The sequence below is a fragment of the Vibrio sp. V43_P6S15P86 genome (assembly GCF_009904725.1).
GTDB classification, from domain to species: Bacteria; Pseudomonadota; Gammaproteobacteria; order Enterobacterales; family Vibrionaceae; genus Vibrio; species Vibrio diabolicus.
Map to the genome: position 1 here is coordinate 1 of NZ_WXWT01000341.1, position 7,592 is coordinate 7,592.

Annotated in this window: 6 protein-coding genes; 4 read left to right on the forward strand and 2 right to left on the reverse strand. The window is 45.9% G+C overall.

Features of this window, described 5'->3' with window-relative positions; genetic code table 11:
* Positions 1-154 precede the first annotated feature (154 nt).
* On the reverse strand, positions 155-700 hold the full coding sequence (gene orn, locus CAG69_RS15305) for an oligoribonuclease (protein ID WP_150918207.1): 546 nt from the start codon (positions 698-700) through the stop codon (positions 155-157).
* A gap of 127 nt (positions 701-827) precedes the next feature.
* Between orn and rsgA the strand changes: the two genes are divergently transcribed.
* From rsgA to CAG69_RS15325, 4 genes are all read left to right on the forward strand, one after another.
* A complete protein-coding gene (gene rsgA / locus CAG69_RS15310; RefSeq protein ID WP_161444948.1) occupies positions 828-1,892 on the forward strand; it encodes a small ribosomal subunit biogenesis GTPase RsgA in 1,065 nt (354 codons plus the stop codon).
* Between the two features lie 116 nt (positions 1,893-2,008).
* Positions 2,009-2,866 carry an archaetidylserine decarboxylase gene (asd, locus tag CAG69_RS15315; protein WP_161444950.1) on the forward strand — a complete coding sequence of 286 codons (858 nt, stop codon included), beginning with the start codon at positions 2,009-2,011 and terminating at the stop codon, positions 2,864-2,866.
* A 167-nt stretch (positions 2,867-3,033) separates the two neighbouring features.
* Positions 3,034-4,449, forward strand: coding sequence for an SLC13 family permease (locus CAG69_RS15320; RefSeq protein ID WP_161444952.1), 1,416 nt, complete (start codon positions 3,034-3,036; stop codon positions 4,447-4,449).
* A gap of 132 nt (positions 4,450-4,581) precedes the next feature.
* Positions 4,582-5,469, forward strand: a complete 888-nt coding sequence (locus CAG69_RS15325; RefSeq protein ID WP_161444954.1) for a DMT family transporter — start codon at positions 4,582-4,584, stop codon at positions 5,467-5,469.
* Positions 5,470-5,551: 82 nt separating this feature from the next.
* On the opposite strand, the gene gpmM is transcribed toward CAG69_RS15325, so the two are convergent.
* A complete protein-coding gene (gene gpmM / locus CAG69_RS15330) occupies positions 5,552-7,084 on the reverse strand; it encodes a 2,3-bisphosphoglycerate-independent phosphoglycerate mutase (RefSeq protein ID WP_046874648.1) in 1,533 nt (510 codons plus the stop codon).
* Positions 7,085-7,592: the final 508 nt, after the last annotated feature.

Here is a 7,592-nt window from a genome sequence, read left to right on the forward strand (position 1 = left end):
CAACAACGTTTCCGCTGTTTAGGGCTGCGAATTATAAGAGCATTTTTTTGTGATGCAAGTCCTTCCTTCAAAAAAACTTTATTTTTTTACTGAACGATGAAAAAGCAATCAAAAGCGATATAAATTACAACAATTTGGATCGCAACCTTAACAGTTAAATCTTGAAAATAGTACCACGATAGTACTTAAGTTCTGCAATCGACTCGCGAATGTCGTCCAAGGCCAAATGTGTTCCCTGTTTTGTGAACCCATTTAATACTTCAGGTTGCCAACGACGCGCCAATTCTTTAAGAGTGCTGACGTCAACATATCGGTAATGAAAGAACTCTTCTAATTCCGGCATGTGTTTGTACAAGAAGCGACGATCCTGCCCAATGCTGTTACCACATATTGGCGACGTCCCTTTCGGCACCCATTTTTCTAAGAATTCAATGGTTTGTGCGACCGCATCTTGTTCTGAGATTTTACTGTTGCGAACGCGTTCCACCAAGCCGCTTGCCGTATGCGTATTGGTGCACCAATCGTCCATTTTCGCTAGCTCTTCTTCCGGCTGATGAATCGCTAATACTGGACCTTCAGCTAAAATATTTAGTTCGCTATCCGTGACAATAGAAGCAATTTCAATGATTTTGTGCGTTTCAGGATCAAGCCCTGTCATCTCTAAATCAACCCAAATTAGGTTTTGATCGCTAAAGGACATGGTTACGCCGCCTATTTGTTTATCGATAAAAGAGGTACTATACCTCAAAATACGGGAAACACGATACTCACTCAGAGCCAAGATCACGGCTCAACCATTTGAGTAAATTCACATAAAGTACAGAATTGTGGCAAAGAAGAAAAAGTTAACCAAAGGTCAAGTGCGACGCGTACGCAGCAACCAACAAAAGCGTTTAAAAAAGCAAGAAGAGTCCATCCAGTGGGATGAAAACATGCTAGGCGCAAGCAAACAAGGTCTCGTGATCACTCGTTTTGGCCAGCACACGGATATTGAAGACCTTGAAACAGGCGAGATTCAACGCTGTAACCTTCGCCGTGGTATCGAATCTTTAGTATCTGGCGATCGAGTTTTATGGCGCGAAGGCTTGGAGTCTATGGCTGGCATTTCTGGCGTTGTTGAAGCGGTAGAACCTCGTTCTTCAGTGCTCACTCGTCCAGATTACTACGATGGCCTAAAGCCCGTAGCTGCCAATATAGATCAAATGGTCATTGTCTCCTCGGTACTGCCCGAGCTATCACTGAATATTATTGACCGTTATCTAGTAGCATCAGAAACACTGAATATCGCACCATTGCTGGTCTTAAACAAAGTCGACCTTCTAGAAGCCGATGATCGTGCAATGTATGAAGAATGGCTCAAAGAATATGAACGCATTGGCTATAAAGTGCTTCTGGTCAGCAAGAAGTCGGGAGAAGGCATTGCTGAACTAGAAACCCTGCTGCGTGACCGCATTAATATCTTTGTTGGTCAATCAGGCGTAGGAAAATCCAGCTTAGTCAACGCGTTAATGCCGGAACTAGAGAGCGAAGTGGAAGAAGGCGAAGTTTCCGAGAACTCTGGTTTAGGCCAACACACCACGACAGCAGCGCGCTTGTATCATATTCCGACGGGTGGCGACTTGATCGACTCGCCTGGAGTGCGTGAATTTGGGCTGTGGCATTTGGAAGCAGAAGAAGTAACGAAAGCATTCGTTGAATTCCGACCATACTTAGGCGGTTGTAAGTTCAGAGATTGTAAGCACAATGACGACCCTGGCTGCCTTCTACGTGAAGCTGTTGAGAAAGGGGAAATCAACGAAACTCGCTTTGAAAACTACCATCGCATTTTGGAAAGCATGGTTGAAAACAAAGCAAACCGTCAGTATTCACGCAATAAGAAAGCCGATCTGTAATTAAGTTAAGACTGTAACTGTGTAAAAAGTCTTCACCTAATACTGACAAGCAAATTAAATTTCAGTAACATCACGCGCCCTAAAGCGCGAATCTAACAGAAGTATCGGAATTAAAGATGGACAAGTTTAAAGTTGGACTGCAGTACTGGATCCCACAACACGGCCTCACTCGCCTAATGGGTAAACTGGCTTCAGCAAAAGCTGGCGGTCTAACAACAGCAGTTATTCGTTGGTTTATCAAACAATACAATGTGAATATGGATGAGGCAAAGCACTCAGATCCTAAGCATTTTAAAACGTTCAACGAGTTTTTCGTTCGTAAGCTAAAAGAGGGCGCACGCCCAATTTCTGAAGGCGAAAACGTCATCACTCACCCAGCCGACGCTTGTGTTAGCCAATTTGGCCCTATTGAAGATGGTCAACTTATCCAAGCAAAAGGTCATCACTTCTCAGCGCAAGAACTGCTGGGCGGTGACGCGAATTTAGCAAACGAATTTAAAGATGGATCTTTTGCCACGCTGTACCTGTCTCCGCGCGATTACCATCGTGTACACATGCCGTGTGACGGCACACTGCGCCAAATGATTTACGTGCCTGGTGACCTGTTCTCGGTAAACCCGCTTACGGCAGAAAACGTTCCAAATCTATTCGCACGTAACGAGCGTGTGGTGTGTATCTTTGACACTGAGTTTGGTCCAATGGCACAAGTGCTTGTTGGCGCAACCATCGTAGGTAGCATTGAGCAAGTATGGGCTGGCACGATCACTCCGCCTCGTGGCAATACTGTCTACAAATGGGATTACCCAGCTGAGGGTGACAAGGCCGTGATCTTGAAAAAAGGCGAAGAGATGGGCCGCTTCAAACTGGGTTCTACTGTTATTAACCTGTTTGCCAAAGACGCGATTGAGTTTGACGCAAGCATGGAAAACGGTAAGCCAACCGTAATGGGCACACCTTACGCCTTGAAAAAATAAGCAAAACCCCGTTAAAAGAGCCCTTTCTCAAGGGCTCTTTTTATTGATAAAAAGCAAAATTCCGTTCAATATTTAGCCTCTATTTCTCAAACTCATACCTGCCTCTAAGACCCTCATTCCACAATCAATTATCCTGCGCTTAGAATGAATATTTAGAGGGGCAGCCAATGCCAAAGATGAGTGTAAACACGTTGGCGAAATTGCTGGTGTGCTTTTTAATTCCGCTCGGTGTTTTGATGATGCCGATCGATGCTATTCCTATTGACGATCTCACTTTAATTCAGCATCGCCTGTTGGCTATTTTTCTTCTTGCTGCCCTACTTTGGGTTCTCGAGCCGGTTCCCGTTTTTGCTACGTCCATTCTTATTATCGCTCTTGAACTGATCATGATATCGGATAAAGGTTTGCATCTATTTCGCAATCCACCAGCGGGGCATGATTTAGGAGAGTTAATTGCTTACACCGATATTTTCTCGGCCTTCTCTTCACCGATCATTATTCTTTTTATGGGTGGTTTTGCTCTCGCGATTGCGGCTTCCAAATACGAGCTCGACAACAACCTCGCCCGAGTACTATTAAAACCATTCGGCACCCAACCTAAGTTCATCATGCTGGGCTTGATGTTAATTACCGCCGTTTTTTCAATGTTTATGTCCAATACTGCCACGACCGTGATGATGCTAGCCCTGCTTGGCCCCATCGTCGCTTCAGCACCTAAAGGGGATTTAGGGATTAAAGCGCTGGTGCTGTGCATTCCAATTGCCGCGAATACAGGCGGCATTGCGACTCCGATAGGCACGCCACCTAATGCGATAGCGCTTCAATATCTCACTGGAGAAAACGCGATAGACTTCCTATCGTGGATGACAATGGGTCTCCCCTTTGTGTTGGTACAACTCACTGTAGCTTGGTTCTTGTTGCAAAAGCTGTTTCCGTCTAGCGAACCAGAAATGAAACTAAAGCTAGATGGTACATTCAAAAGGAGCTGGCGTGCGATCGTCGTCTACATCACTTTTGCACTAACCATTTTGCTTTGGATGACAACGAAAGTGCATGGCATGAACACGTACGTTGTTGCGATTATCCCGCTGGCGGTGTTCACGTTAACGGGCATTATGGGAAAAGAAGAACTCAAGCTGATTAACTGGGACGTGCTATGGCTGGTTGCTGGTGGTATCGCAATTGGTATTGCCTTAGACAAAACGGGCTTAGCCGAAGCATTAGCGCACGCCATTGATTACAGCTTACTATCACCATTTGCCGTTGTCTTTGCCCTATCGGTCGTATGTTGGTTAATGGCGAACTTTATGTCTAATACCGCAACGGCAAACTTATTAATGCCTATTGCTGCCGCTATTGGTACATCCATGCCAAGCCTTATTGCGGTTGGTGGCCTACAAGGTTTACTGGTTGTCGTCGCATTCTCCGCATCACTTGGCATGATCTTACCGGTTTCCACGCCACCAAACTCTTTGGCTTATTCAACAGGCCTAATCGAGAGCAAAGACATGGCGAAAGTGGGGCTGATTCTTGGTTTGATTGGGCTATTTATCGTGTATGGCGCAGTTCTGGTGCTGTTTTAATCGGAAAGCTCCGTGACAGAGCTTATTGTCATGGAGCTGTTCGCCAGCTATTGCCCTCACAGAGCAGCTTTTACATCCATTAAATTTCGTGCATATTAAGACTCCTCAAATCTACAAGGACGTCGACACATCATGGGTTACGAATGGCTTGCTTTATGTGCCGCTTTTCTGTGGGCAGTTTCTAACCTTATTTCTGTCATTCCTGCACAACACCTAGGCGCTTTTTCTTACAGCCGCTGGCGCATGGGCTGTACGGCCGTGATCTTATCAACAATGGCCTGGATAACTGGCGGCTGGTTAACGGTTTCTTGGGGACATGTAACGCCAATGATGGCCTCAGGACTGATTGGTATTTTTATTGGCGATACCGCTCTGTTCGCGTGCTTGAATCGTATGGGACCAAGACAAGCCGGACTACTGTTTTCCTGCCATGCGGTATTCTCGGCCATTTTGGGCTACTTCTTATTTAGCGAAGTCATGACCACAATAGAACTACTGGGCGCATCCTTGGTATTTAGCGGCGTAGTGATGGCGATATTCTTTGGTCGAAGAGGCCAAGTGAATAACGTCTTGGAAGAAATTAAAGGTAACATCTGGGTGGGCATTGGACTTGGCTTAACCGCAGCAATGTGCCAAGCATTGGGCGGCATCATCGCCAAGCCAGTAATGCAAACCAGCATTGACCCCGTTGCGGCTTCTGCTATTCGAATGATCAGTGCATTTTTCGCCCACAGCATGTTGTTAGTTCTAGGGGTCAAAGTCGCTCGCTCGACACAACACATTACTTGGCGAGTATTTGGTATTACTGCGCTTAACGGTTTCTTGGCGATGGCCGTCGGCATGACGCTGATCTTATACGCACTGCAAGAAGGAAATGTAGGTATGGTTGCACTGCTATCTTCAACCACGCCAATTATGTTGCTACCGCTGCTATGGATTTACACTAAACGCCGACCAAACCGATTTGCATGGTTGGGCGCAGCCCTAGCTGTGATTGGTGCTGGCATTTTGGTTCAATAACCTTACAGACCAGCCCTTGTTGCCAGATACAAAAAAGCCCGAGTTTAAACTCGGGCTTTTGTCATTCTGAGTTGTCAGTTAATTATTTAACTAGCACTTCACCCGTCATTTCTGCTGGGATATCTAGACCCGCTAGAGAAAGCATGGTTGGTGCAAGGTCAGACAGTTTGCCGCCTTCTTTGAACTCAACCGCTTTATCACCTACGTAAATAAGAGGAACCGGTAGGTTAGTGTGCGCTGTGTGAGTACCACCCGTTTCTGGGTCAACCATCATTTCTGCGTTACCGTGGTCCGCAGTGATCAATAGCTGACCGCCAACTTCTTTGATTGCTTCAACTACTTTGCCAACACTTTCATCTAGCGCTTCGATTGCTTTCTCAGCTGCTTCGTAAACGCCAGTGTGACCAACCATATCTGCGTTCGGGTAGTTACAGATGATAGTGTCGAACTTACCAGACTTGATCGCCGCAACCAGTTTCTCTGTAAGCTCAGGGGAGCTCATTTCTGGCTGAAGGTCGTAAGTGGCTACTTTTGGAGAAGCAACAAGCTGGCGCTCTTCGCCTTCAAATTCGTTTTCAACACCGCCGTTGAAGAAGAAAGTCACGTGTGCGTATTTCTCTGTTTCAGAGATACGTAGCTGAGTTTGACCTTGCTTAGACAGCCACTCACCGTACGTGTTTTCTAGAGACGCTGGTGGGAATGCGATTGCTAGAGGGATATCTGCCGCGTATTGAGTCAACATAACGAAGTTAACTGCCGGGAATACCGCACGCTCAAAACCATCAAAGTCAGGCACGAATGCGCGAGTGATTTGACGAGCACGGTCAGCACGGTAGTTCATGAAGATAACCGCATCACCGTCTTGCATGATTGCGTCTTCTTCGCCTTCCGCTTTAATTGCTGTCGCTTTCACGAACTCATCGTTCTCTTCACGAGCGTAAGCGGCTTCTAGACCAGCAACGGCGGTTTCTGCTGTAAACTCAGCTTTCGCTTGAGTCAGAAGATCGTAAGCCACTTGAACGCGATCCCAGTTGTTGTCACGGTCCATAGCGTAGTAGCGACCTACTAGAGAAGCAACACGACCTTTACCTAGTTTCGCGAATAGATCTTGGAAACGTTGTAGCGAGTTTTCAGCACTACGTGGTGGCGTGTCACGACCGTCTAGGAAACAGTGTAGGTAGATTTTCTCAGCGCCACGAGCCGCTGCCATTTCAACCGCTGCGTAGATATGGTCTTCATGAGAGTGTACGCCACCTGGAGACATCAGACCCATGATGTGTACCGCTTTCTCTGCTTTAACAGCAGCATCAACTGCTTCAACAAGCGCAGGCGTTTCAGCGAACTCACCGTCAGCGATCGATTTAGTGATACGAGTTAGATCTTGGTATACAACGCGACCTGCGCCAATGTTAGTGTGACCAACTTCTGAGTTACCCATTTGACCATCAGGAAGGCCAACATCCATGCCTGAAGCAGAGATTAGAGTGTGTGGGTTATTCGCAATCAGAGCATCCATTACTGGTGTTTTCGCATTCGCAATTGCGTTACTTGCTGTGTCTTCACGGTAACCGTAACCGTCAAGGATAACTAGAGCCAGTGGCTTCTTAGCTGACATAGTGATGACCTCATCAAATTTAAGTAACTTTTGGCGTAGGGCCTCGCTGCCCTATCTAACCTTGAAACAAAACTAGCGTAATTTTACTACACTTTTTAACCAAAACTGTAGGTTAAGATCAAATAATGTTTGCGATTTATTGTTGCTATCTTACAAGTTAAGCGAACAACGAGTCAGTGCCGACAAACGTGTTCCACAAGCATAGTCATTCCTAATACGCTTTGTACACCCCAGTCTAGGTTCGGTTTTCTTACGCTTCTGATTCTTGTTTTTGCACCCGAAACAGCGCTTATTTAACGCATTATCGAACAAGATTGGTTAGTACCTATTGTTCGCTTTTTTCGGTAAAACAAAAGTCACTTAAGTCGATAAATCCAATAGGCAAAAACAATCAAGCTACCATAGTCCAATGCACGGATGGCAATAACATAAAGGGTTTATAGAGATCTCAATTATTCGTTAGAAAATTTTAACCCTCTCGCCTAAGAGGCTTAACCCCGCTATACTC